The sequence below is a fragment of the Halolamina pelagica genome (assembly GCF_001307315.1).
In the GTDB taxonomy this organism is placed as follows: domain Archaea; phylum Halobacteriota; class Halobacteria; order Halobacteriales; family Haloferacaceae; genus Halolamina; species Halolamina pelagica_B.
The window spans coordinates 2,556,324-2,582,913 of the sequence record NZ_LGUC01000001.1 but is presented as its reverse complement, the minus strand read 5'-3'; the positions used below and the strand labels follow the sequence as shown (position 1 = coordinate 2,582,913).

Here is a 26,590-nt window from a genome sequence, read left to right as displayed (position 1 = left end):
GAAGTGAGTCAGTGCGATACTCATAGCACTCCTTTCAGGATGGGAGTATACGTACTTGGGGTCACTGCGAGCATGACGACCGGTCCGAAACAGTATTCCCAACACACCGACATCCTCGACAAGAATGCGCGTCGCCTTCGTCAGTAACGTCGTCTACCCATTCGTCACCGGCGGCGCCGAGAAACGCATCCACGAGATCGGCACCCGCCTCGCCGACAAAGGCCACGACGTAACCATCTACGGCCGGCACTTCTGGGACGGCCCGGCAGAAACCACCCACGAGGGCATGACGCTCCGCGCCGTCGCCCCCGAAACCGAACTCTACACCAACGATCGCCGATCTATCACCGAGGCCCTGGACTTCGCCGCCCGCGCCATCCACCCACTGAACAAACACCTCCGAAACGACGAACACGACCTCGTGGTCGCCTCAGTCTTCCCGTACTTCCCCGTACTCGCCGCCAAGCTCGCCACCGTCGGCACCGACACCCCACTGGTCACCACCTGGCACGAGGTCTGGGGCGACTACTGGACCGAGTACCTCGGCCACCTCGCGCCCTTCGGGAAACTCACCGAGCGCATCACCGCCAGGACTCCACAGCACACCATCGCCGTCTCGGGCATCACCGCCGACCGCCTCGCGGAAATCGGTCCCCCACGCGACCGCATCCGCACCATCCCCAACGGCATCGACGTGGAGCAAATCCAGAACGCCCCACTCCCCGAGCAGGGCTACGATGTGCTCTTCGCCGGCCGCCTCATCGAGCACAAGAACGTCGACCAGCTGCTCGAGGCGTTCGACGCCGTCGCCGCCGACCACGACGTCACCCTGGGAATCATCGGCGACGGCCCGGAGCGCGAGCGCCTCGAAGCCAACCACCGGACGCTCAGCCACGCCGACCGAGTCCAGTTCCTCGGCTTCCTCGACGACTACGAGGACGTCCTGGGCCACATGCGCGCCGCGGACGTGTTCGCCTCCCCGAGCACGCGTGAGGGCTTCGGCATCACCTACGCCGAGGCAATGGCCGCCGGCTGCACCGTCATCGGCGCCGACCATCCCGACTCCGCCGCTGACGAGGTCATCGGCCACGCCGGTTTCCTCGTCGAGCCAACCGTCGACGCCCTCACGAAGACACTTGAAGCGGCACTTTGCGGTGCCCGACCATCTTCCGACCCCGTCAAACGCGCGCAGCGATATGACTGGGACGCAGTCGCGGACCAGGCTGAAACTGCTTATCAAAGTGCCATCGACGGATCCTGGTGAAAACCAGCCCTTCACAACATCCAACGTTCACGTTACTCCCCAGTTTCAGCTCCCTTCCCCACAAACACACCGGGAAACCCTCCGGACGACTCGGCCGATTCCTCGAGATCATCCCCACCAATTCTACCGGCCCGAACCAGCGCCCCAATTTCGGCATCAGTCAACTCCTCCCTGTCCTCGTAACGCCGATACAGCGCCTCGATATTGGGGTCGTACTCGACCGAGATGGACACGTCCGCGTTGGTCGCCCGACCACCCGACTCAGAAAATTGGCCGACGTTCGCCCCCTGGATGATACCGTACTCGAGACACGTCTCGAACCGATGACGATCACCCCCTACCCCGAGATACGCAAACGCGACCATCGACGCAAGGGCCTCGTCGGTCTCTTCAAGCCCGAGTTCCGCGAAGACCTTCTCCCGTTTCCCGGGGTCGAGGAGAACGCTCAGTAGCGCGAAGTCCTTGAGCCCGTTCACGACCCGTTCGCGGATGGCCTGCCGTCTATTCGCATCCGTCTGGGGTTGGGCGTACTCCTTGTGTCCGCAGAGATACTCCCGGTCGGTCGGGGAGAGGATCCCGCGTGGTCGGTCTTCGGGCGTGAGAATCGGCCCTAATTCCCGGCCGTCGTCGATGGTCGCCGCGACAGCATCGTGTACGAGGGGCTGCCGTGGTAGCGATGAACAGAACGTACATCTAACTCTACAGTGGTCCCTACCCAAGAGACACTCCCTGAACCGAGTGAAACACAAACCGAGTACCACAGCAAACCCCCACTCACCCCACACCGTGCACCGAGTGATAACCCACGTTTACCACTCCCCTTGAATACACTCGTTACGGGGTTAACCCCGTCCGAACACACGCCAAACCACGGTTTCACTCGGTGTCGGGTGTCTCCCTCTCGACTGTAACACGAGCCGAGCGATCAGGAATCTCGGACAACGAGCAGTTCCCGATCTACCGCGAACTTGCCACCGCGCTCATGAAGAACGCGGAGAACACCGTCTGGACGCCGATGACGATCGCGGTGAACGCCAGGAGCGACGCGACGGTAAACGGCACTGACTTGAACCCACTCTGAGCCCACGTCACAACCAGGTAGCCGGCATACACCGCACCGGCGCCACCAACCACGATCCCGGCCGTCGCCCCGCGTTCAAGGCTCAGACGCTCGACGACGAACTCCGTCACGGGATCATCAGGCTTCCTGATAGGGTCGCCACTCACCGTCGCGAACGCACCCATCGACGCCACCTGATACCCGACGATCGTGAACAGGCTCCCCGCAATCATCGTGTTCGGACCCAGCGTCACCGAACTCCCGGGAACACCGAAGGCGACGCCAGCCATCAGCAGCATTCCGAACAGGCCAAGCACCATCCCCGGCACCGAGAACAGATACCCCGGCGCGTTCAGGAGCATGAACCGGACGTGCCGCCAGCCGTCTTTGAAGCTCTCAAGGGTCTCCTCGCCCTCACGCTCGTGATAAACGATCGGAAGTTCTTCGATCTTCAGGTCGGCGGCGCCGGCCTGCATGATCATCTCGGAGGCGAACTCCATCCCCGTTGTCTCACAGCCCATTTCCTCCCAGGCGTCGCGGGTGAACACACGCATCCCTGAGTGGGCGTCACTAACACCGGCGCCGTAGAACGTGTTCAGGAACTTCGTCAGGAGCGGATTCCCAACGTACTGGTGGAGGGTCGGCATTGCACCGGGCTTGATCTCTCCCTCGAGACGGCTCCCCATCGCCATATCGGCGTCGCCGTTGGCGACGAGTTCGTACAGCTTCGGGAGTTCTTCGAAGTCGTAGGTCGTGTCGGCGTCGCCCATCGCGATCACGTCGGCTCGGGCCTTGTCGAACGCATAGCGGTAGGCGTAGCCGTACCCTTTCCCGTCTGGTTCGACGACGATGGCGCCCTCCTCCCGGGCGATCTCGGGTGTTCGGTCGGTCGAACTGTCCGAGACGATGATCTCGGCCTGGACGCCGAGGTCACGAAACGCGTTTTTCGCTCGCTGGATGCACTCCCGGATGCCTTCCTCCTCGTTGAGCGTGGGCATCACGAGCGAGATCTGCGGGGTCGCTTCGCTGTCGGCCGGCAACAGCACGCTGTCCCCGCCCGCCGCTCGTTTAGCCCTGGCTCCTGCTCTATCTGGTACTCCCCACCCTGTTCAACAACCTCTTGATCGGCATTTACACTAGACATTGTCCCCTCCAACGTGTCCTCGCTGCGCTCCCACGGTAGATTCTGTATGTTAATGTGAATCTAGTCAACATAAGTGTGTCCCTAACAGGTCGCTGAATGAACGAAATCTTGGGTGAAGTCGGTGTGGGGGATGCCCGGGATAGCCGGTCGCGTCGATGGTTCTTGAATTGGAAAGAACCTCTTCCGGGAGCAAAGGGGATTGGTGTACCAAATTATTAACCAACACTCCGACTAACTGACCCAGTTGTTGGTTAAGGCGGGTTTCCGTATAGCCCTCCGCTAACAGATCCGCTACAGGCGGAGCAGGCCGAGCGCCTCGGGGCGTGACCCCGAGGCGGTTCACTCAGGTGCCGTCACGTTCACCCAGAGATGCAGCTCTCGGTACGCGTTCTCCGTTGTGGGGTCCGCAGGTGCCTCACCCTTGTACAGGAGATACGTCAACCGCAACCGCTCGCCGGTCATCGTCGGCGTCACGTTGTGCTGGAGGTGCCACGTCTCGTTGTGGGCGACCTGGGTCTGGAAACGCCGCAACACATGTTCCCGTTCAACCACGATCGAGATGTTCCCACTCACCGTAGAGTCGTTCACCTGATTTGCGGAGTCGTTCTCGATCCGCACCTCCTGTAACGCGACTACCACCGAGTAGTTCGTCGGCTGGTGCTCATGATTGCCGATCCCGACCACGAGCGACTGGCTCTCACCCTGCGTGAAGTTCGTCGGGTAGTCATCGGCGACCAGCTCGCCGTCCTCGTTCTCCGTCAAGAGGTAGAACTCCGTGAACGCCTCGCCCTGCTTTGGTTCTGTAACGGCGTATCCAACACTCCCGACAGCCAGCAAGACGCTTACGACCAGCAGCACGTTCAGCGCCGCATCCGTCCGCGAGTCCGGCTCGAACAACTCCGCCCGCGCATCGGCGACCCATGCACGCCACGGCACCTCGAACCGATCCTCGGGATCGAGCTCCCAGCGACGCCGGGCGGCGACGGCCGTCGACGCCAGCGTGAACAGGCTGACGGCGACCATGATCGGCACCAGGCGGATCCCCCAGGGCGTGAAGTTCAGCACGAGGCCGATCAGCGGGACGACCGCGATCGAGAGCCCAAAAGACAACGCAACGCGCTCGATGCCGTCGATACCCTCGCGATCGTCGACTGCCTCTTCACCTACCTCCTCGCCATCTGCACTCGGCTCAAACGTCCCGGCCTCGGGAAACAGCGCCGCGATGAACGCATACCCCGGGACGAACAGCACGAACGGGAGGCCGAACACCACCCGGAGCGGCGTCTCGGAAACGACCGGGAGGAAGACGACGGCGGCCGTGATGCCGACCAGCGCGACGACGGCCGCGAGATCGGCCGGCAGTCGCCGGACTGGAGCCGGCAGTAACTGCCACCAGCGTGACCGGTCGGCCATACCCCAGTCAGGTTTGCGGGCGCGGAAAAACCAGTCGGTCCTGGGGCACGCTCACGATCTACGACGCCGACTCGTCGTCGTCACCGAGCAACGACGCCGCATCGGCAACCACAGCGGCGGCATCCTCCGTCGCCACGCCGTCGGGGCTGTAGACCACTTGCTCGTACGCCTCGGTCAGCCGCTCCAGCGCGCCGGCACGTTCGGGCTGTAGCCGATCGCTCGCCGTCGCGTAGAACTCCCAGTGGGTCTGAGAGTCGTCGCCCGTACTGAGCGAGCGTCGGACGGCACCGTAGAACGCCTGGATCGCGGCCGCCGAGTCACCCTCGTCGAGCAGGGCGGTGGCCTTTGCGACCCGATCGGTTCCGCCCTCATCAGTGCTGGAGGCTGTTGGCGGTGACGCAGCAGGGGCCGGCGACTCTTCATCAGTGGACGTCTCCCCACGCCGAACGAGCCAGCCGATGGCGAGTACCGAGAGGACGGCGACGCCGCCGCCACCAAGTAGTTCCACCGACAGCGGCCACGCGTCGTTCTCGACGACGCTGCTGTCGGTGCCAGTTCCCGTGTTCGTCTCGTTCGCGGTGGTGCTCCTCGCCCCCAGCTGAGCCAGATCGAGCGCTGCCCGTGCGGTCGCCCCCGCGAGGTTGCTCGACGGCGCGTCGTACAGGGCACGAACGGGGACGGTCCCCGTCAGCTCGGCCTGGGGCGTCACGGTCGCCGAAAACGTCCCGTCGGCTCGCGTCTCAACAGCGGCGACAGTCGTCCCCGCGATCCGGAGGTCGACCGTTTGGCCGGCGATGGGTGCGCCTTCGGCCGTCGTCAGTTCCCCCGTGAGCCGGACGCGCTCGGTACTCGTCCCCGTCACGTTCAGCGAGAGCGTCGTGGACGTTGTCTCGACCGTTAGGGGCGTCGACGCCACTCCCGATCCGACGGCGCTGTCGGTGGGGACGATCACTGCTTCCACCGATTGATCGCCACTCTCGACCGACGCAGGGAGAGAGCTCGTCAGGTCGTAGCTCCCGTTGGCGCCGGTCGTCACCGTTCCGAGCGTGATCTCGTCCACAGTTACCCGGACGCGTGCCCCCTCGACAGCCACGCCATCGACGTGGGCACGGCCCGCAACCGTCACGTTGTCACCGAAGCTTGTCCGTGCTGACTCGCTATCGACGGTGAGTGTCGCCGTCGTCTGCACAATCGTCGTGTCGAGCGTCGCGTTCGACCCGAGATACGGCGATTCCGAGGCCGGCAGGTAGGCGACCGAGACGGCGTCCGTCCCGTTCTCGATAGTGACCGGCCGATACGTGACGGTGAACCGACCGTCGCTATCGGTTTCCACCGTCTCGACTTGCTCGCCGATCCGGATCCGTACCGTCTCGTTTCGTAGTGCCGATCCGTTCTCGAGGGTGAGCCGCCCCTCGACAGTCGCCGGGTCGGCAAACGACACCGTGTCGGCACTGGTTTGAACCGACAGGCGCGTCTCGACGAACGTTTCGGCCATGACTGTCTCGTGCTGCTCGGACACCTCTTCGGCGACGCTCATTGCTTCCTGTTCGGCCGCCGAGAGATCGACCCCGGTTGCGTTCTCGATCCGCGTGTACGCATCCGCGAGCTGTCGGGCTGACGCGTTCGCGTCGGTGGCGAGCCGATTCAGGTCGCGGGCTAACTCGCGGGCACGGGTGTCGTTCCCGTTCGCTCTCGCTTCCTGGTACTCCTGGTAGGTCTCGTTGTACGTCTCTGCCGTCCCGGCCAACTCGCGTTGGCTTTCGGCGGCCTGGTCGAACGAGTCGGCACCGCTGTCGTCAGTCTCCCCGGCGACGTCGACGTACTTCTCCAACGTGCTGTCGTACTCGTCGCCGAGGATCGAGCGACCCTGTTCGTACTCCGACTCGCTGATCCGGATCGCGCTGTCGCCTAACCGCTCGGCGAGCGACTGGGCGAGGTACGACTCCAGTGCCTCGGTGTCACCCGACTCGTCGACGTCGTCCGGGTTCTCCTGCTGGACGGTCGTGTTGTTCGTCGGCGTTGGGGTCATCTGAGCTAGCTCGGTGGCCGATGCCGTCGACGCCCCGGCGACGACGCCCGCCCCAGCGACGGCCTGCAGCACACACAGGAGGGCGACCGTCGCGATCAGGAGCCGTCGCGGGGCAGAAGCGCGCACACCTGCGAGATATTCATGCCAGCATAAATGTGTGTTCCATCCCCGAGTGGGAGTTCGCTCCGCCATTGGCCGCGGCGGTCAGCGCTGCCGGCGTGCCAGGAGACCGAACCCGAGTAGTGCCCCAAGCGGGAGCAGGACTGAGAGGCTCCCAGTGGTCGTGGTCGGCGACGAGTCGTTTGGCGTGAGGACGTTCGCCGGTGTCGGTGTCGGTGTCGCGGTTGCCGTCGATGTCGCCGTGTCGGTGGCCGTCGGCTGGTCCGTCGCTGTGGCCGTCGAAGTTGCCGTTGCGGTCGAAGTCGCCGTCGCGGTCGAGTCGTTACTCGCTGTCGGCGTGACGGTCGCGGTGGCCGTCGGCGTCGCGGTGTCCGTCGACGGGTCCTGCCCACCACTGTCTCCGCCATCGCCGGGGGTCGGCGTCGCCGTCACGGTTGCCGTTGTCGTCGCCGTCTGCACCGTGATTTCGTTCGACTGACTCACGCCAACCAGTTCGTTCTCGCCATCGACGGTGTCCGACCCGCGCGCGTTCGCGTAGACGAGGTAGTCGCCCGTTTCGGAGAGCGTCGTCGTCGCGGTGTAGGTCCCGTCGCTCGTCTCGGTCGCCGTCAGCGTTTCCGCCTTCCCGTTGTGGCCCAGGACGACCTGCACGGTCTCGAGATCGGTTGGCGTTCCCTGCACGTTCTCGACGCTGACCGAGAGCTCGATCTCCTCCCCAGCCTCGGCGGTCGCGGGCGCGTCGACGGTGACGTCGTAGGAGCGAACGACGACCGGGTGAACCGTCACGAAGTTCCCGTCCGCATAGATCGCCACCATGTACGACCCGGCGGGGTAGTCGCCATCGAACGTTTCCGAAGTACCTGCGTCGTTGATCCGGTCTTCGCTCCGTCGATCGTCGTTGTACAGGTAGAGGTCGTACTCCGTGTTGGTTGGCGCCTCAACCGAGACCTGGATGGGCTCGCCCGGGTCGACGACGCCGATCGCCGAGACGGTGTACTCGTTGCCTTCGAGTGTGACGACGCGATCGGGTGTGTCGACGCTCCCGTCGATGGCGAGGTCGTAACTGCCGTCGGCGGCGGCGATGCCACCGGCCAATAGGGCTGTCCAGCAGAGGAGGGCAATCACGCCTGCGGCGAACCGACTCATTGTGTTGGTAGCTTACCCGCCTGCATATATCGTTGGCGACCTCCTAACCTCGGGATTGGGACTTGGCAGGGAACACTCTCTCACGATGCATGTAGGCTTGGCTTTCTGCACGAGGTGGCTGTTCCGGATGAATTAGCCGCGCTCCGGGTAATTCCTTCCTAACGCCCTTTGCTGAATTAGTAAAGTTAGCGTAACACTTTTGCACCAATGCTTCCCTTTTTAGCGCATAATGCACTCTCGCTTGGCTGAAACGTCTGCACTGGCAGTCGCTGCGCTGCTAGTGCTCTCCGCTACGGCACCTGGGGCCGTGGCGGGAGTCGGGGCCACTGCGGACGCGCAGAGCGCCTCGTTCAGTACGACTGATGCGGATTTCGTGGCGGCTGACTCGTTCGTCAACACGTCCCAGAACGTGTCAGTCTGGGAGCGGGCGGCGCTTCCGCTCCGCGTCGACACGTCGACGGCGACGACGACGGTCGAGGGGCCGACGACCCAAATATACACGGACGAAACGGGTTTGGCACCGATCAACAAGGACACTGTCGGCGTGTTCGAACCCGGCTCGACGATCACGCTTGAGTTTAATCGGCGAGTCGGTGCCGGAACGGACCAGTTCGACGGCCAAAACGTCCAACTCGTCGCCGCACGCGTTTCCGACAACCCGAATACGTCGAACTTGAACACGTCGGCGACGATGGGGCTCACAGCCAACGAGGCGCTTGATCGGCTCTTCGCCCAGAACCGAACCGCATCTGAGGTGAACCGCAACTTCACCTTCACGGTCGCCGATACCGGCACCATCGACAGCGAGGGTACCGTCACCACGAGCTTCACGCCAAGCGAACCGGGCGCCTACGCGCTCATGCTCGTCGCGTCTGACTCGGGCCAAGCAGTCAGCGTCTCCAACGGCAACGCCTCGATCAGCGAGGACGTCCGGATTCTGGGCGTCGACGCCGCGCCGGTGCAAGCGGCCTCGGCAACCGCAACGCCGCAGCAGGAGACGATCGACCCAGGCGAAAACGTCACGTTCGACGTGAACTCCAACCTCGCTGACGAGCGGACGAGCCACACCGTCGTCCTCGTCAACGAGTCCGTGCTCGCCGGCGAGGAGACGACGATCAACTACGACGGCGATCTCGACACGCTCACCGCGAACGGGTTCGACGCGAACAACACGGCCGACAACGTCACGATCGAACACAGCATCGACGCCATCGACGGCGTCGCACGCGTCGACAGTGACTCCCAGGTCATGGGCATCAATCTCGCCGATCGATCGCGGAGCGGCACGGTCGGCCTCCCGGCACTGATCGAGTTCCTCGCGACCGAATCGAACGTCAACGAACCCGCAACCAGTTCGACCGGCGACACGGTGCTGAACGCCTCGACAACGTCCGTCGTCACCGAGAGCGGCTCGACGACGCTCGAGGTCGGCACGTCGAAGAACTGGACGAACGGCACGTACGAGTACGTCTACGTCGCCTCGACGAACGACACCAACGAGTTCAGCACGGCGAAAGGGAACATCACCGTCGGGACCGAGCCCCGCGAGGTCCAACTCGACCTCACGGCGAACCGGACGAACGTGGAGGTCCCCCAGGCGATCCGCTTCACGGTCCGTGGCGACGGGCAGCGGATCGCGAACGCCGAGATCACGCTCGGCAGCCAGACGGTCTCGACCAACGCCAACGGCCGCGCCACCATCCGACCGGGCGAGGTCGGGAACTTCACGGCGACAGTGACCAAGGCCGACACGGACGATGTGGTGTACCTCAGCGACACTGTCGACATCACCGTCACGGAAGCGCCCGGTGAGGGTGGTGGCGGCCCGCCTGCCGGCGGTGGTGGCGGCGGTGGCCAGGGCGGCGGTGACGAGGGTGGCGAGGCACGCGCCATCGCCACGAACACCGGCGCGACGGTCAACTTCCGAAGCACCCGTAGCGGGCAGCCCCTGAGCGTCGACGTCCCCAACGTCGCCGCCGACAACGCAGCGGTGACTGGGCTCACACTCACGACGCGGTTCAGCGAGAGCAACTTCCGCGTCGAGTTCACCAAGCCCCAGGCCGGCCCGCCGTCGCGGACGCCCGAACTTGATCCCGCGCAGGGAACTGCCGTGAACTACTTCACCGCGGAGGCGATCGGCCTCAGTGACGAGCGGATCGGCAACGTCAAGTTCACCTTCACGCTCTCGGAGAGCGAGCTGGGTGACCGCTCGCCCGATGACGTCCGGCTGTTCCGCTACGTCGACGGCGAGTGGACGACGCTCAAGACGACCCACCTCGGCGGTGACGAGTACCGCGCCCGCTCGCCCGGGTTCACCGCCTACGCGATCGGCTTCGTGAGCCAACAGGACGCCACTGACACGCCGACGGAGACGATGACGATGACGCCGACGCCGTCCGACGACGGCACGGCCACGCCGACCGACACCGCAACCGTCACGCCGACCGACACGCCGGGCGGTGACGGCGGTGGCGGGATCGGGGGATCGTGATTGGGCTCCTCATCCTGTTCGTGATCGGCGCGGGAGCGTTCCTCTACTTCCGCGGCGACTTCGAGTTGGACGACTACCGCTAACTAACCACCCCCGCGACGCTTCCCCGCTGATCATGTCTGACAATCGAGGCGACCCATGAGCCGTATCGACCCCGATGACGCTGCCCAGCAGCCCACCCCCGTCGTCAACGCCGTCGACGTTGGCCGCACGTACAGGCGAGGCCAGGGCGGCCTGTTGGGCCGGAACAGCGACGCGACCGTCGTCACCGCCCTCGACACCGTCTCGGCCGCGATCAACCGGGGCGAACTCGTCGGGATCGCGGGCCCGAGCGGGAGCGGCAAGTCGACGCTGCTCCACCTGCTCGCGGCACTCGATACGCCGACAACCGGCCGGATCGAGATCGGCGGGACGAACACGGCCGAGCTGAGCGAGCGGGCCCGGAGCCGGCTCCGACGCGACCACATCGGCATCGTGTTTCAGCGGTTCCACCTGCTCCCCGCGCTGACGGCCCAACAGAACGTCGCCCTCCCGTTCATCGAGTGGGGCGTTGGCAAAACGGAGCGTCACGACCGGGCCGAACTCCTTCTCCACCGGGTCGGCCTGGGGGACCGACTGACCCACCGCCCTGCGGAACTGAGCGGTGGGGAACAGCAGCGGGTCGCCGTCGCCAGAGCGCTCGCCGGCGAGCCGGAGCTGCTGATCGCGGACGAACCCACTGGCGAACTTGACTCCGAGGCGGGGGCGAACGTGCTCGACCTGCTGGCGGACGTGGCCGAGGACCGCGCGGTCATCGTCGCCTCGCACGACCAGGCGGTGCTCGACCGCGTGGATCGAATCATCCGACTCCGCGACGGCCAGGTCGTGAGCGATGCGTAGGCTACTCGCCCTCTGGAAGCTCGGCGTCATTGAGACGCTAGGCCGGTTCCGCACGGCCGAGGCCCGCCGGCTCGTGATGACGACCCTCGGCGTCGCTCTCGCCGTGGCGCTGATGGTGAGCGTGACCAGCGTTGCGGTCGGCCTCGCGTCGGGATCAACCGTGCAGGGTGACGACGTCGACTACTGGATCGTCCCCGAGGGCGGGTCGGCGTCGACGATCGCCGTCTCCGTCGAGGGGCCACGACTCGGCGCGGTCCACCCGACGACCGCGGAGATCGAGGCCGACGACCGCGTCACCTACGCGACGCCAGTGCAACTCCAAATCCTGCAAGTCAGCGCTGGCAACACGTCCGAATACGTCCTCGCAGCCGGGGTCGTCCCGCCCGCGGACGGCCAGCGCGTGCTCGGCCTACCGACGGCGTCACTGGCGCCGGGCGATCCCCACTACGCTAACGGCACGTACAACGGCACGTGGACTGGCGACGCCGTCCTCAGCTCCGCGGCGGCGGAGGTGCTCGGCGCCGACACTGGCGCCGAACTGACCGCTTCGGGCACTGACCGCTCGCTCCGCGCCGTCGACGTTGCGGACGCCGACGTGTCGACGGGGCTCGGTCCCGTGCCGGTGATGGTGGTCCACCTGAGCGAACTGCAGACGATCACCGGGACCTCGGCGGGCGATCAGGCGGACCAGATCCTCGTGAGCACGAACGACCCGTCGGTCAAGCGCGAACTGACTGGAGTCTACCCCCGCACTGACGTGTTGACTCGATCGGGCGTCGGCGGCGCCAGCGTCTCCACGTCGAGCCTCCCGCTTGCGGTCGCCGTCGCCGCGTTCCTGACGGCGGTGAGCATCGGCGCGCTGTTCGTCGCGACGCTCACGGGGCTGGACGTCATCGCCAACCGGGCCACGATCGCCGCCCAAGGCGCGATGGGGTTCTCCCGCCGCTCGCAGACGATCCTCGTCCTGTCGCAGGTGGTGACGATCGCCGGCCTCGGCGGTATCGCCGGGACGCTGCTCGGCCTCGGGGCGTCGTCGCCATCAACTACGTCAGCCAGGCGTACGTCGGCGTCCAGAACGTCGCCCAGTTCCACCCCGCGCTGCTCGCGTACGGGCCACTGGTCGCGATCGTCATCGGCCTGCTCGCCTCGCCCTATCCGGCGTGGCTCGCCCGCCGGACGAACATCGTGGAGGTGCTCGACCAGTGAGCGGCCGGCTCCGAAGTGCGCTGACACGGGTCCGTGCGGTCGTGGGGATCGCGATCGCCCAACTGCGTCACGACCGAACCCGGACGGTGCTGTCGGTGCTGGGGATCACGCTGGCCGTGCTCGCGACCACCCTGCTCGGCGGCGTGGGCATCGGCGTTGTGGAGACCGGCGAAGAGCAGTTCGACGCTTCCGGGCGCGACCTCTGGGTCACTGGTGGCCCCATCACGCTCGCCCCCGGGACTGTGGGCGGGTTCGAGAACACCGTCGTCGACGCCCACGAGATCAGCGCCGCGATCGAGTCTCGAGAGGACGTGAGCACAGCGGTGCCCATGGCGTTCCAGACGGTGTACGTCAGTACCGACGGGGAGGACTGGGAGACGCTCGTCGGCACCGGCGCGCCCGGCCGCGGCCCCAGCGTCCAGGTGACCGAGGGTCAGGCGTTCCAAAACCGGGATATCCACTACGCCGACGGAAACTACACCGGCCCGATGACCCACGAGGTGATCATCGATCAGCGGACGGCCGACATGTTCAACGTCTCCGTGGGAGACACGCTCCACATCGGCGGCACGATCTCGGACGCCCGCGCCAACGAGTTTACCGTCGTCGGCATCTCGCCGACGTTCTCGCGGTTCCTCGGGACGCCGACAGTCACGCTGCACCTGAGTGAACTCCAGGAGGTAACCGGCACCACCGCAACGGATCGCGCGTCGCTGATCACTGTCGACCTCAAGGACGGCGCCGACCCTGCGACTGTTGCGCAGGAGATCGAGCGCGAGCACCCCGAGTACGAGGTGCGCACGAACCGCGAGCAGTTGGAGGCGACGCTGGAGCGACAGGCGGTGGTGCTTGCCAGCGGCGGGAGTCTCGTCGTCCTCGCGGTACTCGCAGGCATCACGCTCACGGCGAACCTGCTCGTGTCGGTAGTGTACCAGCAGCGTCGTGAACTGGCGGCGCTCAAAGCTCTCGGCTCCCGGACGCGCACGCTCGTCGGGATCGTCGTCGTCCAGGCGCTCTTCCTCGGCGTCATCGGCGGCCTGCTCGGCGTCGCAGCGACGATCCCGCTGGGGATGGGGCTCGATGCGGTCGCTGCCTCCCTCGTCGGCTTCGAGAACGTCGTCCGGACGCCGCCGTGGGTGCTCGGTGCGGGCGTCGCGATCGCCGTGCCGATCAGCCTGATCGGCGCCGCCGTCGCCGGCTGGCAGGTCTCACGGCTCTCGCCCGTCGACGGGCTGCGGTGATCGGGAGTGGCCCGCGCAGCCTACACCCGCAGGCGGGCTTTCACGGCTGCCCCCAGTAGGCGGAAGTAGCAGAGCCAGCAACAGTCGGCCACACGGCCGTAGTAACAGCCGTTCTGTTCGGCCGGGAAGTGTCTCGCCATGTGCTCTCTCCGCGCGCCACACCCATCGTTAGGCGGTGGATTAGGGGTTCACCGGTTGCTCCTGCCACCCCAACCGCTCCTTGACCAGTCGAAGCAGGTACCACAGGCCGGGCGCCCCATCGAGGACCCAGACCGCGCTCGCGATCGCGGTCAGCGCCAGCCCGATCAGGGTGCCGGTGGTGAGGTCGGTTGCGAGGAGGTGCTCGATGATGGAGCGATCGACCTCGTCGTACGGACAGATGGCGAGCGGCCAGACGAGGTAGTTCACACAGGTCGGCTGCCCGAGCAGGATCGTGTAGCCGTCAGCGAACACGTGGGCAAGCCAGCCGAACCCGAACGCGAAGACGGCTGTCCGTGTTCGGTCCGAGCGCCCACGACTCACTCGGTAGAGCAGGCCGGCGACAAGTCCAAGGACGAGCAGTGAGTGGGCGAGACTTCGGCCCGAGGGGAGGATCCCGACCGTCCAGGACAGCGGCTTGTCGACCAGGTCGGGGAACTGCGTGCCGATCGCGAGGGCGACCACGGCGACCCCCTTTGGCGGGCGTCGACGCCTGAGAAACGTGTACAGCCGGTAGGAGAGATAGCCGACCGCCGCGTGGCCCCACGGGAGCATTCGGGTGTCACTCCCCCTAGCGAACGGATAGGGGTGTCGACTTGGGGGCGGTTACTCGGCTGGGACAGCTCCCAGTCCCCGTCTTCACTCCTCTGCGAGCTTCGGGATCTCTGTCGTGGCACTCCCGTTCAGGATGAGTTTCCGGTACTCGTCGGCGATGTACTTCCGCAGGATCCGTTCCGCGTGCTCGTCGATCTCGACCGGCTGGCCCTGCTGTTGCTCCAACTCGTTCAAGATGCGTTCGTAGGCATGCGCGGCGTCGCTATCCAGAGTGACGCTGATCTCGCGGTGGTCGTTCATGCGCGCATATACTTTCTGTCAACGAAAAACCTTGCGGCAACATCCACCTCGACCCTCGGGTTGGCGCCAGTAACGGCTGCAACCTCGACGAGCGTCGCTCGCAATCCGTAGCACTGGTGAAGGCGATACTCTCAAGACGAAGATGGTCCACAACCCGACAATGGCAACGGCTCGGCGCCAGCGGTTCGTCCGGGCGACCCTCGCGTGGCTGCTCGGCGCGACGCTCGTGCTCACGCTCCTGTCGAGCCTCAGCTACGAACTGGTGTTCGTCGTCTCGTTGATCGGGCTGCTCGTCGTCGTCGAGCTCACGGCCCCGTTTCGCGTGACGCCGACGTGGCGCTCCCGGCTGAAGTGGCTGATCGCGGCGGGACTCGCCGTGTTCGGCTACATCGTGATCAGGCGCATCCTCGAAATCCTCCCGCCGGGGTGCTCTGAATGGCCGACTGGCTCCCCGAGGGTTGGTCGGTCCCGCAGCTCCTCCTCGTCACTCTCGCCCTCACGATCGCGATAACCGGCGTCGTCGCCGCGGGCACGTCACAGACCGCCTTCAGTACGTACAACGCCGCGTGGGACGGCGCCAGCGACCTCCGTGAGGCGGCGAGCGAACAGGGTGCCGACCCCGTCGTCGCACTCAACACGACCGAGTACGCCGAAGCGGACCCGAACGGGACGATCGCAGTCGTCCTGTCGCCCGACGAGCCCTACTCCCAACAGGATCGCGAGCGACTCGCGGCGTTCGTCGAACAGGGGGGACGCTCGTCGTCGCCGAAGACTTCGGCCCCCACAGCACGCCGCTTCTCGAGGCCGTCGGCGCTGAGACGCGATTCGACGGCGCGCCGCTCCGTGACGAGCAGGAGTACTACCGCTCACCCGCACTCCCAGTCGCCACGAACGTCTCCACCCATCCCGAGACCGAGAACGTCAACCAACTCACGCTGAACCACGGGACGAGCCTGGCAGTCACCGACTCCGGGACCAACACCACGGTCCTCGTCAACTCCTCGGAGTTCGCCTACCTCGATACCGACCGCGACGGCGAGCTTGACGACAACGAGACGCTCGCCAGCCGGCCCGTCGTGGTTCGTGAATCGGCCGGCGCGGGGACGGTGTACGTCGTCGCCGACCCGAGTATCTTCATTAACGCCATGCTCGAGCGGCCCGGGAACGCCCAGTTCGCGGCGAACCTCTTCGCCGGTCACGAGGCCGCGATCCTCGACTACTCACACGTGACGGGCCAGCCCCCGCTTGCAGTCGCCCTGTTGACCCTCCAGAAGAGTCCGCTCTGGCAGGTCGTCGTCGCCAGTGTGGGCATCGGCGCGGTCGTTTGGGGGCGTCGCCTCCGACGACTCCCAGCCACCGTCCTGGACCGACTCGGTCACGAGCCGCCGGACGCCCAGCTCGCACTCGCCGACGCCAGTCCCGACGAGGTCGTCGCGTACCTGCAGCGACGGCATCCTGACTGGGACGAACGGCGACTCCGCCGTGTGATGCGAGGTGTTATACGGACTGACGAATCAACAGAAGGCAATGACTGACCCGGCCGCCTTCCACGACGCCGTGCGGGATGAGGCCAGCGCGGTGTTGATCGGCAACGAGGAGATCCTCGAGGGGCTCTCGATCGCCGCGCTGACTCGGGGGCACGTCCTGCTGGAGGGCGTCCCTGGCGTCGCGAAGACGACCATCGCGAACCTGTTCGCGCGCGCCTCCGGCCTCGAGTACACGCGCATCCAGATGACGCCGGACATCCTTCCCGCGGACATCACGGGCACCCACATCTACCGGGAGCCGACCGGCGAGTTCGAACTCCAGCGCGGTCCCGTGTTCGCCAACGTCGTCGTCGCCGACGAGATCAACCGCGCGACGCCGAAAACCCAGAGCGCCCTGCTCGAAGCGATGCAGGAGGGGACCGTCACTATCGAGGGCGACACGCTCTCGCTGCCGGCGCCGTTCATGGTGATCGCGACCCAGAACCCGATCGAGATGGAGGGCACGTTCGCGCTGCCGGAGGCCCAGCGCGACCGCTTCCAGCTGAAACTCACCGTCGACCTGCCGGGTCGGGAGATGGAGCGCAACCTGTTCGACCGCTTCGACGACGAACCGGATATCGGCCCGTCGAGCGTCAGCCAGGTCGTCACCCCAGAGGATCTCGAAGAGGCACGCGCGGCTGTTGCGGAGACTCACGTTGCCGACCCCGTCCGCGAGTACATCCTCGACCTCGTCCGGGCGACGCGGGACTCCCCGGACGTCGAGTACGGTGCGTCGCCGCGGGCGACACTTGCCTTCCTGAACGCCGGCAAAGCGGCGGCGGCCATCGACGGCCGCTCGTACGTGATCCCGGACGACATCAAGCAACTCGCCCATCCCGTGCTCCGTCACCGGCTCGTGCTCAGCACGGACGCTGAACTCGGCGGCGAGAGCGTCGACGACCTGATCACGGGGCTGCTCGACTCCGTCCCGGTGCCCGAGGAGGCAACTCGCGAAAGCGCAGTCGCCGATCAACCCGCGGACAGCTAGCTGTCGGGCGCTTCGCCGTCCGTCTCGACTGCGCCCCTCGTCCCGTCCGTTTCGTCCTCCGACTCGTCCACGTCCCAGCGGCAGTTCAGGACGAGGTCGTCGTCGCTGCGTGTGGTTTCGAGTCGAACCGGCTGTCCGAGTGCCTCTGTGAGCGCGACCGCGAGCAGCGACCCGAGCGGGTTATCCACTGCTTCGGCATCCGCGTACACCGACCCCGTCACCGAGACCGTCACGCGGCCGGCGTCGCCGTCGGTCGCCACCTCGGCGGTCTGGGCGAGTTCGAACCCTTCGACTAGCGCGTCGGCGACTTGCTCTGCGACAGTCCCGGGCTCGTTTCCGAGTGAGCCGGTCAGCGAGCGCTCGAACTCGCGGAACAGCGTCCCGCCAGTGGGGACGAACGACGCGCCCCGTTCGGCATCGCGGTCGCCGACGACCAACGGTCGCTCGAGGGCCGCCTCGTCCGGAATCTCGTACTCGCTGTGTTGCGGAACGAACAGCCTCGCCGGCGGGTCGCCCTCGACGGGGACGTACACCCACGTCGGTTCGAGGCCCAACTGCCCAGTGAGATCGCCGAGGCTGTCGGCCTGGGCGGCGTAGATCCGCTCGCCGGTTTCGGCGGCGACGAACCGCTCGGGCGTGAGGTAGCGGGTCAGGACGGCGCCGAAGATCCCGATGGCACCGAGTACGAACAGCACCTCCCGCGCCGCGGGGAACAACAACCCACCGGCGACCGCGACGGCGCCGACAACGCCTAGACCGAGTGCCGTTCGGCGATAGCTTGCCTGCCGGGCGCGGGCGTACTCGTTGCGGAGCCGCTCGTTCTCACTGCGGAGCAGGTCGACCTGGGCGCGGAGATCCTCGATGCGCTCGGTCGCCTGTTCGTCACCGTCCACTACCGCCTCCCGCGACTGTGTTTCACTCATCGATCAGCCCCAGCGTGAGTAGTTCGTACCTGTGGATCCCGTACCCGACGAACGCCAGCCCGCCGATACTGACAGCGGCCACCGCCAACAGCCCGTCGAGTGTCGCTCGGGCGACGACGAACGTCCCGACTGCGGCGGCGACGGTCGCCAGATAGATCCCGGCCGGCCGCGGGCCGTGTGTGTCGTACGTAGCTGCGAGCGGGAAAGTTGCGAGCACCAGTGCCGACGGAATCGGCGCTAGCCCGACGACGTCGCCGACGCCGAGCAGGCCGATGATCCCGGCGACGAACGCCAGCACCGGGCCACCAAGCACGAGCCCGAGTGCCGGAACCACCGCGAGCGCTGCGGCGGTCGGCCCGCCCAGCAGCGCAAACCCGACTGCCGTAACACCGATCGCCGCCGATGTGGGGGGTTCCCCAGCACCTCGCGACCGCGGGGCGCGACGACGAGCGGTGGTTCTCCCATTGGCCCAACTGTTCGGGTACATCCATTTGAAGATACTGAAACGGCCACCCCTCGCCGACTCAGGCCTGCCGAGCGCGTCGTCGGGCGGCCAGCAGGGCATCGAGGCGGTCACCCGGCCCGACTTCGTACACTTCTGTCCGCGGGGTCCGGGCGACCGTGCGGCGGAACGACTCGAAGTCGGCGTACCGGTCGTACGCCGCGCTCACGTCGTCCATCGCGTCGGCGTCGAACAGCACCCGCGGGGTGAGAAACAGCGAGAGGTGGCCCCCTCGTTGGCGACCAGTGAGGCGATATCCCGGAGGCGGTTCCGCCCGGTATCCGCGGTCAGCAACACGAGCCAGACTTCACCGCTCGTCTCGGCCAGGAGTTGCCGAATCGCCCGGAACAGCGGGTCCGAGTCGATGCGGTGGACGTACGCGTCCGTGTCGGCGAGGAAGGGCGCGACCGTTTGCGCGAACGCGGAGTCGTCGGTCGAAAGCGTGCGGGCCGCCGACCACGTCGCGTCGGGCCGGCTGAGTCGGTTGCTCGTGGCGTCGACGGCGCCACCCTCGGCCTGGGTGGGTGCCAGATCGTGGAGGGCGTTCCGGACGTGGCGATACCCGCGGGCGGAACTCGTCGGCCGGCGACGGACCGTGATCCCGCCGTCACCGATCGCGTACAGGCCCAGTGGGTCGTCGAAGGACTCGGCGGCTCGCGCGTAGCCAAGTCCCACCTCCCGCGCGTAGTCGAGCATCGTCTGGCCGTCTGGCCCGTGCTCCATCGTGTGGCGATGGTCGACCGCGATGACGGTCTGCCGGCTGGTCTCGGTCTCGAACTCCCGGATGTGGGGGGCCTGCAGCCGGGCGGTTGCCTTCCAGTCGATCTGGCTCAGGGCGTCGCCCGTGACGTACTGGCGGATCTCCTCGGGGACGAGCCCCGCGGCCCCGCTCCCGGCCGGATGTTCGCCGTAGGCGTCGATCCGGTCGCCGCCCTGGCCGACGTGGAGGTTTCGCGGCCGGCGTGGGTCGATCCGGACGGATTGGTCGGGATCGTGTGGAACCGATTCGGTCACCGTCTCGCGCTGGTTCGACAGTGTCACTGTCACCGGCGGGAACGCGAACTCGCCGGCCACAGGGAATGAGCACGAGAACGTCGTCGACGCCGCCGTCTCGCCCGGTTCGAGTGTTAGTGTCGGAGGCGCATCCCCGTACTCGGCGCCGGGGGGAGATCGATCGCGACCTCGATGGTCGTGTCGACCGGCCTTGCGAGCGTGGCGTCGACGGTGACCGAGAGCGGTTCGTCGACGATCGCGGCGGTCCGGACCGGGCTGACGTCGACGTCGAGACGCTCGGTCGCCTGTGCAAACGATCGGAGGGCGGTATACTGCTCCACGAGTAACCAACAGCCGAGGGCGACGCCGCCCAGCACCGCGACCGGGGATTTGGCGAGGACTCCCACCCCAACGAGCACGGCACCTGCCGTGCCGATCTGCAGGAACCGCGGGGTGGGACGCATACCACGAGCATAGACGATGCGGCAGTTCAAACTTCTGGCTTGGTTGAAACGCTCTATCGAAGATGAGCCGAAACATGATAGAACAATTTATGGTAGGTAATCCCATATTCGAAGCTAACAAATGTCACGAGAGAACAGAATACTCATGGTCACGTTCGTGTTCCTCGCGATGCTGGGGCTCTCGACGTTCCTGCTGTTCCGGTTCGCGGGCTGAGACGGGCCCTCCCCACGAGCGTGCCGACCGCGGCCGATGCACGCCCGCTGTTCTCGCTAGCGACTGTTCGCCCGCTCCTCCAGCCCGCGCAGCACGTCCGGGCGACCGATGGCGTACACCGAATCACCCGGCTCGAGCACGCGCTCCGAACCCGGCAGCGCGTCGATGGCGCCCGTCCCGCGCCGCACTGCGACGACCGCCGACTCGAGGTCGCCGACGGTCGTCCCGACGAGCGGGCTCCCCTCGGGGATCTGCACCACGCCCAGCGTCTCGTCGACGCCCCGCAGCAGCGACGCGAACTCCTGGTCGGCCCGCGCGCTCACGGGCAGCGTCACCAGCCGGTAGCGCTCGTCGGGCGACAGCGCCGCGGCGTCGGCCTCGTCGACGACCAGCGTCACCGTCTCGCCTGCGGTCGCGCGCAGTTCCGCGGTTGTCACGCGGCGCGGCGACGACGGCGCCTCCCCAGCATCGCCCTCGGCCGTCGCGGTCGCGTTCGGCGTCGTCCACACCTGCACGATGTCGCCCGGGCCGGCGTCGCTGGCGGGGTCGGCCTCGACGGCGACGGCGCAGGTGCCGGGCCCCAGCGTGAGGCCGATCCCCGCCAGCCGCGAACCGAGCGCGAGGTACGTCACTGTCCCGTCGGCCGCGAGTTCGGCGTCGACGTAGCCGACGCCGTAGTCCTCCTTCAGCCGGGTCACCAGCCGATCGCGGAGCGCCTCGCGGTTCGATCGGGGGAACAGTAGCGTCTTCCCGCCCAGCTCGGTCTTCACCTCCGCGGGGACGGGGTCGTGACTCTGCATGTCTTCGATCTCGTCGGCGGCGGGGAGCTCCACGGCGGAGAGGCGGGCGACGCCCCGAAGCGCGCGCCCGACGCTGGCGTTGACCTCGCGGGCGCCCGCCGCGGAGGCCAGATCCGCCCGGAGCGCGTCGCCGAGCCGGCGGCCGGGGACGGTCGCGACGAACGCCACGAGCAGCGTGAGCAGGTCGACGCCGACCCCGGCCGCGTCGAAGGGGTCGGTCCCGGGCGTCCCGATCACCCGGCCCAGTAGCCCAACGGTGTTGAGGTAGAGCGCGACGGCGGCGACGCCGAACAGCGCCGCCAGCCCGCGCGGGATCGGCTCCCGGAAGTACCAGCGATACCCGACCGAGGCCGTCCCCGACACCAGGAAGGCGAGCACGGAGAGTCCGAACAGCTGGCCGAGCGCCGGCAGCAGGTCGATCTCCCCGAGCAGCATCTGGAGGATCACGCCGCCACCCCCGCGAACGCGTCGAGGTCGGCGGGCGTGCCGACGACGAACAGCTCCTCACCGGCCGCGGGGACGTACCCACCCCCGGGGACGAGCGTCCAGCCGCCGTCGCCCCGGGCCGCGAGGACGACGACGCCGTACTGCGAGTGGACGCCCACTTCGCCAAGCCCGTGGCCGTCGAGCGCGCCGCCCTCCCGGACGGTCACCCGGCGGAGCCGCTTGCCCGAGCGCCGCAGCAGCGCCAGCAGCTCGAACTCCCGGCGCTCGCCCCGGGAGCGAACGCTGAGCCCGGTCACTTCGTGTTCGAGTAGCACCCCCGCGGTCTCGCGGCTCACGGCGACGGTCACGCGGTCACGCCCGCCCGCGGCGGTCTTGGCGACGGGCGGCGACGGCGCTTCGGCCTCGGTGCCGCCGTCGGTCGCGGCGGGCTCCCCACTGCCCTCCTTCGCCGGGCGCACGCTGACGACGGTCCCCTCGTAGGTCGCGTCTCGCGTGCGGATCGTCACCTCGTCGCCGGCAGCGGTGCCGGTGGGCACCATCGTCGTCAGCGACACCGCGCGCTTGCCCGCGGGGACGCGCTTCGAGAGGCCGGCGGTCGGCGGCGCGGCGGCGACGGTCGCGTGGCCGCGCTCGTCGATCCGGACCGAGGCGTTCGCGAGGTCGAACTCGCTCCGGAGGCGGTCCTCGGCGCGGTGTTCGAGCTCGGAGATGGGGAGGTCCGCGGGCAGCGCGATCGACGCCTCCCGGATCGCCCGGCGGAGTTCGCCCGGCAGCGGCGGGTACCCCTCCATGTCGCCCACGTCGCCCGTGATCTGCAGGCTCACCTCCCCGCGGCCGCCGACGAGGTCGACCACGTCAGCCGAGAGGGTGCGGTCGGCGAGCTTCTTCAGCGTGAGCCGTTTCGGCGTCGCCGCCCCCATCTGGTCGCCCTTGGCGTGGGCGTACATTGACAGCATCAGCACGACGACGATCGCGACGAGGATGGCGACGCCGTTGGCGCCGCCGACGATCGCCCGGTCGTTGAGCGCGAGCAGGCCGCCGTTGACCCCCGCGATGGCGAGCGCGAGCACGACCACCCCGAACCCGGGGATGGAGACGTTGGTGAAGTACTTGAAGGTAAAACCGAGCACCCACGCCACCAGCGCAGGCACGATCCCCGTCACCAGCCCGAGATACACCCCGAGCAGGATCTGGAGCGGGAACGAAGCCATACAGCGACGGAGCGTCGGCGCCTGTATAGACGTACCGGCGGCCAGATCGGCTGCGCATTTAAGCCCCCGGCGCATTTCCCCCCGTGTATGCAGTGGGACCGGGACTGGATCGGCGTCCGCGCCTCCGTCTGGCTGACGTTCGCGGTCGCCGCGCTCTCGGTGGCGACGGGGATCATCAACATCTCCACCACCACCGCCACCGGCCCGCTCGCGGCGTACGTCCCGCCGATGGTGCGCCAGACGGCCGGGTTCACGGGCGTACTGACGGGCTTTCTCACCCTCGCCGGCGCGTTCATGCTCCGGAAGCGCTACCGCGCGGGCTGGTTCCTCACGGTGGGGATGCTGCCGATCACGGCCGTCCAAGGGCTGTTGCAGGCCAGCAACTACTCCTACCCGTTGGTGGCGCTGTCGCTGCTCACCCTGCCGGTCGTCGCGCTCAACCGCCGGACGTTCCACCACGAACTCGACCTGACGACCACCCAACTGGCGGCGCTGGGGGCGCTCGTCGCCGCGCAGGTGTACGGCACCGTGGGCACCTTCGCGCTCCGGGACGGGTTCCAGGGCGTCAACAGCCTCATCGACGCGTTCTACTACACGCTCGTCACCGGGAGCACCGTGGGCTACGGCGACATCTACGCCCAGACCCAGCAGGCCCGGCTGTTCGCCATGTCGGCGATCATGCTCTCGGTGGCCTCCTTCGCCGTCGCACTGGGGGTGGTGTTGACGCCGATGATCGAGGCCCGATTCTCCGCGGCACTCGGACGTATGACCGAACAACAACTCGACACGCTCGAGAACCACGTGCTGGTTCTCGGCTACGGCGACCTGACCGAACCGATCCTCGAAGAGCTCGAAGCCCAGACGACGTTCGTCGTCATCACGGAGGACGAGACGGTGACCCGACGGCTCACCAACCACGACGTGCACGTGTTGACGGCCGACCCCAGCGACGAGGAGCCACTCAAGAACGCCGGGATCGACCGGGCGCGGGCCGTCATCGCCGCCACCAACAACGACGCCAACGACGCGCTCTCGATTCTCACCGCCCGGGAGCTCAACCCCGAGATCCACATCGCGGTCGGCGTGACCCAGCGCGAGAACGTGAGCAAGCTCAAACGTGCCGGCGCGGACACCGTGATCAGCCCGGCCGCGATCGGCGGCCACCTGCTCGTCGAGGCGGCGATGGGCCGCGGCGACAGCGAGCGGGAGGCCAGCGACCTGCTGGGCGAGGAGTAGTCACCGCCCGGCGTCGCCCCGGTCCACAATCGCCACGTCGCAGTCAACGTCCCGGATCTGGCGGAACGTCGGCGGCGAGATCAGCCGCGACGCCGTCGAGCGGTCGCCGGAGGAGCCGAGCATCACGAGATCGTACGCTTTCGCGTTCTCCTGGATGTACGTCGTGATCTCCGCGCGGGCGACCCGGGTTTCGACCGGCGCGTCGAACGCCTCGACGACGTTGGCGAGGCGGTGTTCGGCGCCCCGGCGGGCGTTCTCGTCGCCGATACAGGTACAGACGCTCGCCCGGCCGGTGTCGCCGGCGAGGCGGGTCGCGAAGTCGACCATCGCGTGGGCGGTGTCGCCGGGACGGACGACGGGCACCATCACCCGGCGCCAGTCGGTCGTCCCGGTCGACCGGTGGGCGACGGCGTCGATGGGGCCGGAGAGCACCCGCCGGACGTACGGCGAGAGCGCGCCGTCCGCGGTCTCGTAGGGCATCACGATGAGGTCGCAGTTGGCCCGGTCGGCGGTGTCGAGCGTCGTCGGCGCGGGGTCGCCGCTGGCGACGATCACCTCACAGGGGACTCCGGTCTGCTCACGGAGCCGGGTGGCGGTTTTGTCGAGCCGCTCCGCGGCCCGCCGGACGCGTTCGGCGCCGGCTTCGTCGACGGCCGCGGGGTCGCCCTCGCCGCGGTGGGCGGCCAGTACGTCGGGGTTCAGGTCCTCTAACACGTCTAGGAGGACGACTTTCCCGGCGTCGTGGGCGGCGGCGATCCGGGCGGCCATCGTCGCCGTCTCGACGCCGTCGTCGCCGCGCATCGGGACGAGGACGTGGTCGTCGCCGTGGGTCGTGCCGTAGAGGTACGTCGCCCGGCGCTCGTAGAACGTCTTGTCCCAGACGACGAAGGCGGCGGCGACGAGCGCCGTCGAGAGCAGGACGCTGAGGACGTACGCCGAGCGCGGCGAGAGCCGGATCACCAGCGCCGGGAGCGGCTGCAGGGTGATCGTGCCGGTCCCCATCTCGACGACCAGCACCAGCAGCGCCGAGGAGAACGCCGAGGGCTCCTCGAGATCGAGCACCCACGTCACGATCCCGGTCAGCGCGATGGCGCCGGCGGCCGCCGCCGGCGGGACGGTGAACGTCGACGCCGGAAACAGTCGCTGGGCGGCGACGAACGCGACCCAGCCACAGAGCGCCCCCAGCGTGATGCCGCCGACGAAGCGTCTGGGCGAGGCGTAGCGGCTCTCGGGGCGGACGAACAGCGTGTACGCCCCCGACGCCAGCGGCGGGAACAGGAGGTACGGCAGCGCCTCGATCGCGTTCGAGAGCAGGGTCACCAGCGCGATCAGCAGCGGGACGAACACCAGCACCGAGAGGTGGACGAGGTTGTCGGTGTTCTCGATCCACCGGAGGAACTCGCCTACTTCGCGCCGCTGGGCGGACCGGAGCCGGCGAATCGCCGTGCGCACCCGCTCCCGGCGCCGCCCCATCTTCAGAGCGCGGCGACGGCGTCGAGCGCGATGCCGATGGCGCGCTCGACGTTGTTCTTGGCTTTCTCGGGCAGTTCCTCGCCCTCGGTCTCCCCCTTCTGGGTGCCCTTCACGAGGTTACCGTCGACGGTACAGATCGCGCCGGCCTGCATGCCGCGGCGCCGCGCCAGCGAGAAGACGGCGGCGGCCTCCATCTCGATACAGAGCAGGCCGGCCGCCTCCCAGTCCTCGACGAACTCGTCGCTCTCGTTGTAGAACGCGTCGTCGGAGACGATGGGCCCCACGTGGACGTCCTCGTCGTTGGCCTCGGAGGCGTCGACCAGCCGGGAGAGCACGTCGTAGTCCGGCACCGCGGGTAGGTCGCGGACTCGTAGCGCTTGCTCGTCCCCTCCTCCTTGGCGGCGCCGGTCGCGACGACCATGTCGCCGATCTCGATGTCCGCCTGCAGCGCGCCCGTGGTGCCGACGCGGAGGACGGTCTCGACGCCGACGTTGTGCAGCTCCTCGATCGCGATGGCGGCGGAGGGGCAGCCGATCCCCGTCGAGCAGATGGTCAGCTCAGTGCCCTCGTACTCGGCGTTGACGACCTTGTACTCGCGGTTTTCGGACACTTCCTCGACGTTCTCACACTGCTTGGCGATGCGGTCGACGCGCCCGGGGTCGCCCGGGATGAGCGCGATCTCGTTCACGTCACCCTCGCCGACGAGCAGGTGGGGCTGTTTGGCCATACTCGCGGATGTCGTCGGCGTCGCCAAAAACACCGCGGTC

At 67.4% G+C, this 26,590-nt stretch carries 21 protein-coding genes and 4 pseudogenes; 9 read left to right on the top strand and 16 right to left on the bottom strand.

The window, feature by feature from the left end:
• The first annotated feature begins 124 nt into the window (after positions 1-124).
• Positions 125-1,264 carry a glycosyltransferase family 4 protein gene (locus SY89_RS13480; RefSeq protein WP_054584616.1) on the top strand — a complete coding sequence of 380 codons (1,140 nt, stop codon included), beginning with the start codon at positions 125-127 and terminating at the stop codon, positions 1,262-1,264.
• Positions 1,265-1,296: 32 nt separating this feature from the next.
• On the opposite strand, the gene SY89_RS13475 is transcribed toward SY89_RS13480, so the two are convergent.
• The 5 genes from SY89_RS13475 to SY89_RS17420 all read right to left on the bottom strand — a co-directional run bounded on the left by SY89_RS13475 (position 1,297) and on the right by SY89_RS17420 (position 8,176).
• Positions 1,297-1,740 (bottom strand): hypothetical protein, encoded by a 444-nt coding sequence (locus tag SY89_RS13475; protein WP_054584615.1) that lies wholly within the window; start codon positions 1,738-1,740, stop codon positions 1,297-1,299.
• Positions 1,741-2,221: 481 nt separating this feature from the next.
• Entirely contained in the window at positions 2,222-3,322 is a 1,101-nt protein-coding gene (locus SY89_RS13470; RefSeq protein WP_054584733.1) for a glycosyltransferase family 2 protein, read from the bottom strand.
• A 485-nt stretch (positions 3,323-3,807) separates the two neighbouring features.
• A complete protein-coding gene (locus tag SY89_RS13465) occupies positions 3,808-4,881 on the bottom strand; it encodes a DUF1616 domain-containing protein (RefSeq protein WP_054584614.1) in 1,074 nt (357 codons plus the stop codon).
• A 58-nt stretch (positions 4,882-4,939) separates the two neighbouring features.
• Positions 4,940-7,036 (bottom strand): DUF4129 domain-containing protein, encoded by a 2,097-nt coding sequence (locus SY89_RS13460; RefSeq protein WP_054584613.1) that lies wholly within the window; start codon positions 7,034-7,036, stop codon positions 4,940-4,942.
• A 78-nt stretch (positions 7,037-7,114) separates the two neighbouring features.
• On the bottom strand, positions 7,115-8,176 hold the full coding sequence (locus SY89_RS17420; RefSeq protein WP_189319173.1) for a hypothetical protein: 1,062 nt from the start codon (positions 8,174-8,176) through the stop codon (positions 7,115-7,117).
• A gap of 373 nt (positions 8,177-8,549) precedes the next feature.
• On the opposite strand from SY89_RS17420, the gene SY89_RS13450 reads away from it, so the two are divergent.
• The 4 genes and pseudogenes from SY89_RS13450 (at position 8,550) to SY89_RS13435 (ending at position 13,993) form a co-directional block, all read left to right on the top strand.
• Positions 8,550-10,667, top strand: coding sequence for a hypothetical protein (locus tag SY89_RS13450; RefSeq protein ID WP_054584611.1), 2,118 nt, complete (start codon positions 8,550-8,552; stop codon positions 10,665-10,667).
• Between the two features lie 138 nt (positions 10,668-10,805).
• Positions 10,806-11,546: an ABC transporter ATP-binding protein gene (locus tag SY89_RS13445; RefSeq protein WP_054584610.1), complete on the top strand. Its 741-nt coding sequence runs from the start codon at positions 10,806-10,808 to the stop codon at positions 11,544-11,546.
• Between the two features lie 625 nt (positions 11,547-12,171).
• Positions 12,172-12,528, top strand: a pseudogene (locus tag SY89_RS19705) (hypothetical protein); the annotation flags it as partial.
• A 220-nt stretch (positions 12,529-12,748) separates the two neighbouring features.
• The gene (locus SY89_RS13435; protein WP_054584608.1) at positions 12,749-13,993 is read left to right on the top strand and encodes an ABC transporter permease; all 1,245 of its coding nucleotides are present in this window, start codon (positions 12,749-12,751) and stop codon (positions 13,991-13,993) included.
• 180 nt (positions 13,994-14,173) lie between these two features.
• Here the strand turns inward: SY89_RS13435 and SY89_RS13430 are convergent, their stop codons facing one another.
• Together SY89_RS13430 and SY89_RS13425 are read right to left on the bottom strand one after the other, a co-directional pair.
• Positions 14,174-14,746 (bottom strand): metal-dependent hydrolase, encoded by a 573-nt coding sequence (locus tag SY89_RS13430; protein WP_054584607.1) that lies wholly within the window; start codon positions 14,744-14,746, stop codon positions 14,174-14,176.
• Between the two features lie 84 nt (positions 14,747-14,830).
• Positions 14,831-15,046 (bottom strand): hypothetical protein, encoded by a 216-nt coding sequence (locus SY89_RS13425; RefSeq protein ID WP_054584606.1) that lies wholly within the window; start codon positions 15,044-15,046, stop codon positions 14,831-14,833.
• 160 nt (positions 15,047-15,206) lie between these two features.
• On the opposite strand from SY89_RS13425, the pseudogene SY89_RS13420 reads away from it, so the two are divergent.
• The 3 genes and pseudogenes from SY89_RS13420 to SY89_RS13405 form a co-directional block, all read left to right on the top strand.
• A pseudogene (locus tag SY89_RS13420) lies at positions 15,207-15,473 on the top strand (hypothetical protein); the annotation flags it as partial.
• An 8-nt stretch (positions 15,474-15,481) separates the two neighbouring features.
• Positions 15,482-16,581: pseudogene (locus SY89_RS19365) on the top strand (DUF4350 domain-containing protein).
• The gene (locus SY89_RS13405; RefSeq protein ID WP_054584603.1) at positions 16,574-17,560 is read left to right on the top strand and encodes an AAA family ATPase; all 987 of its coding nucleotides are present in this window, start codon (positions 16,574-16,576) and stop codon (positions 17,558-17,560) included. The pseudogene SY89_RS19365 and the gene SY89_RS13405 overlap by 8 nt, the downstream one beginning before the upstream one ends.
• On the opposite strand, the gene SY89_RS13400 is transcribed toward SY89_RS13405, so the two are convergent.
• The 7 genes from SY89_RS13400 to SY89_RS13375 all read right to left on the bottom strand — a co-directional run bounded on the left by SY89_RS13400 (position 17,557) and on the right by SY89_RS13375 (position 23,114).
• Entirely contained in the window at positions 17,557-18,483 is a 927-nt protein-coding gene (locus tag SY89_RS13400) for a hypothetical protein (RefSeq protein ID WP_144427225.1), read from the bottom strand. The two genes, SY89_RS13405 and SY89_RS13400, sit on opposite strands and share 4 nt — an antisense overlap.
• A complete protein-coding gene (locus SY89_RS13395; protein WP_054584601.1) occupies positions 18,476-18,817 on the bottom strand; it encodes a hypothetical protein in 342 nt (113 codons plus the stop codon). Before SY89_RS13395 ends, SY89_RS13400 begins: the two co-directional genes overlap by 8 nt.
• Before the next feature lie 190 nt (positions 18,818-19,007).
• Entirely contained in the window at positions 19,008-19,163 is a 156-nt protein-coding gene (locus tag SY89_RS17410; RefSeq protein ID WP_189319172.1) for a hypothetical protein, read from the bottom strand.
• Positions 19,151-20,059, bottom strand: coding sequence for a DUF58 domain-containing protein (locus SY89_RS13390; protein WP_054584600.1), 909 nt, complete (start codon positions 20,057-20,059; stop codon positions 19,151-19,153). Before SY89_RS13390 ends, SY89_RS17410 begins: the two co-directional genes overlap by 13 nt.
• A gap of 53 nt (positions 20,060-20,112) precedes the next feature.
• The gene (locus tag SY89_RS17405) at positions 20,113-20,442 is read right to left on the bottom strand and encodes a hypothetical protein (protein ID WP_054584599.1); all 330 of its coding nucleotides are present in this window, start codon (positions 20,440-20,442) and stop codon (positions 20,113-20,115) included.
• A gap of 270 nt (positions 20,443-20,712) precedes the next feature.
• Complete coding sequence (locus tag SY89_RS13380; protein WP_054584598.1) at positions 20,713-21,903, bottom strand: cation:proton antiporter regulatory subunit; 1,191 nt, start codon at positions 21,901-21,903, stop codon at positions 20,713-20,715.
• Positions 21,900-23,114, bottom strand: a complete 1,215-nt coding sequence (locus tag SY89_RS13375) for a potassium channel family protein (RefSeq protein ID WP_054584597.1) — start codon at positions 23,112-23,114, stop codon at positions 21,900-21,902. The genes SY89_RS13380 and SY89_RS13375 overlap by 4 nt, the downstream gene beginning before the upstream one ends.
• A gap of 87 nt (positions 23,115-23,201) precedes the next feature.
• On the opposite strand from SY89_RS13375, the gene SY89_RS13370 reads away from it, so the two are divergent.
• Entirely contained in the window at positions 23,202-24,350 is a 1,149-nt protein-coding gene (locus SY89_RS13370; protein ID WP_054584596.1) for an NAD-binding protein, read from the top strand.
• On the opposite strand, the gene SY89_RS13365 is transcribed toward SY89_RS13370, so the two are convergent.
• Positions 24,351-25,823: a universal stress protein gene (locus SY89_RS13365; protein ID WP_054584595.1), complete on the bottom strand. Its 1,473-nt coding sequence runs from the start codon at positions 25,821-25,823 to the stop codon at positions 24,351-24,353. It abuts the gene before it with no gap.
• Between the two features lie 2 nt (positions 25,824-25,825).
• Positions 25,826-26,550 (bottom strand): annotated as a pseudogene (locus tag SY89_RS13360) (nucleoside phosphorylase).
• Between the last annotated feature and the right edge of the window lie 40 nt (positions 26,551-26,590).

Coding starts and splice junctions, on each gene's coding strand:
- SY89_RS13480 (WP_054584616.1), top strand. CDS start 125: ATGCGCGTCGCCTTCGTCAGTAACGTCGTCTACCCATTCGTCACCGGC.
- SY89_RS13470 (WP_054584733.1), bottom strand. CDS start 3,322: ATGCCCACGCTCAACGAGGAGGAAGGCATCCGGGAGTGCATCCAGCGA.
- SY89_RS13465 (WP_054584614.1), bottom strand. CDS start 4,881: ATGGCCGACCGGTCACGCTGGTGGCAGTTACTGCCGGCTCCAGTCCGG.
- SY89_RS17420 (WP_189319173.1), bottom strand. CDS start 8,176: ATGAGTCGGTTCGCCGCAGGCGTGATTGCCCTCCTCTGCTGGACAGCC.
- SY89_RS13445 (WP_054584610.1), top strand. CDS start 10,806: ATGAGCCGTATCGACCCCGATGACGCTGCCCAGCAGCCCACCCCCGTC.
- SY89_RS13430 (WP_054584607.1), bottom strand. CDS start 14,746: ATGCTCCCGTGGGGCCACGCGGCGGTCGGCTATCTCTCCTACCGGCTG.
- SY89_RS13425 (WP_054584606.1), bottom strand. CDS start 15,046: ATGAACGACCACCGCGAGATCAGCGTCACTCTGGATAGCGACGCCGCG.
- SY89_RS13405 (WP_054584603.1), top strand. CDS start 16,574: ATGACTGACCCGGCCGCCTTCCACGACGCCGTGCGGGATGAGGCCAGC.
- SY89_RS13400 (WP_144427225.1), bottom strand. CDS start 18,483: ATGAGTGAAACACAGTCGCGGGAGGCGGTAGTGGACGGTGACGAACAG.
- SY89_RS17410 (WP_189319172.1), bottom strand. CDS start 19,163: ATGGACGACGTGAGCGCGGCGTACGACCGGTACGCCGACTTCGAGTCG.
- SY89_RS17405 (WP_054584599.1), bottom strand. CDS start 20,442: ATGCGTCCCACCCCGCGGTTCCTGCAGATCGGCACGGCAGGTGCCGTG.
- SY89_RS13375 (WP_054584597.1), bottom strand. CDS start 23,114: ATGGCTTCGTTCCCGCTCCAGATCCTGCTCGGGGTGTATCTCGGGCTG.
- SY89_RS13370 (WP_054584596.1), top strand. CDS start 23,202: ATGCAGTGGGACCGGGACTGGATCGGCGTCCGCGCCTCCGTCTGGCTG.
- SY89_RS13365 (WP_054584595.1), bottom strand. CDS start 25,823: ATGGGGCGGCGCCGGGAGCGGGTGCGCACGGCGATTCGCCGGCTCCGG.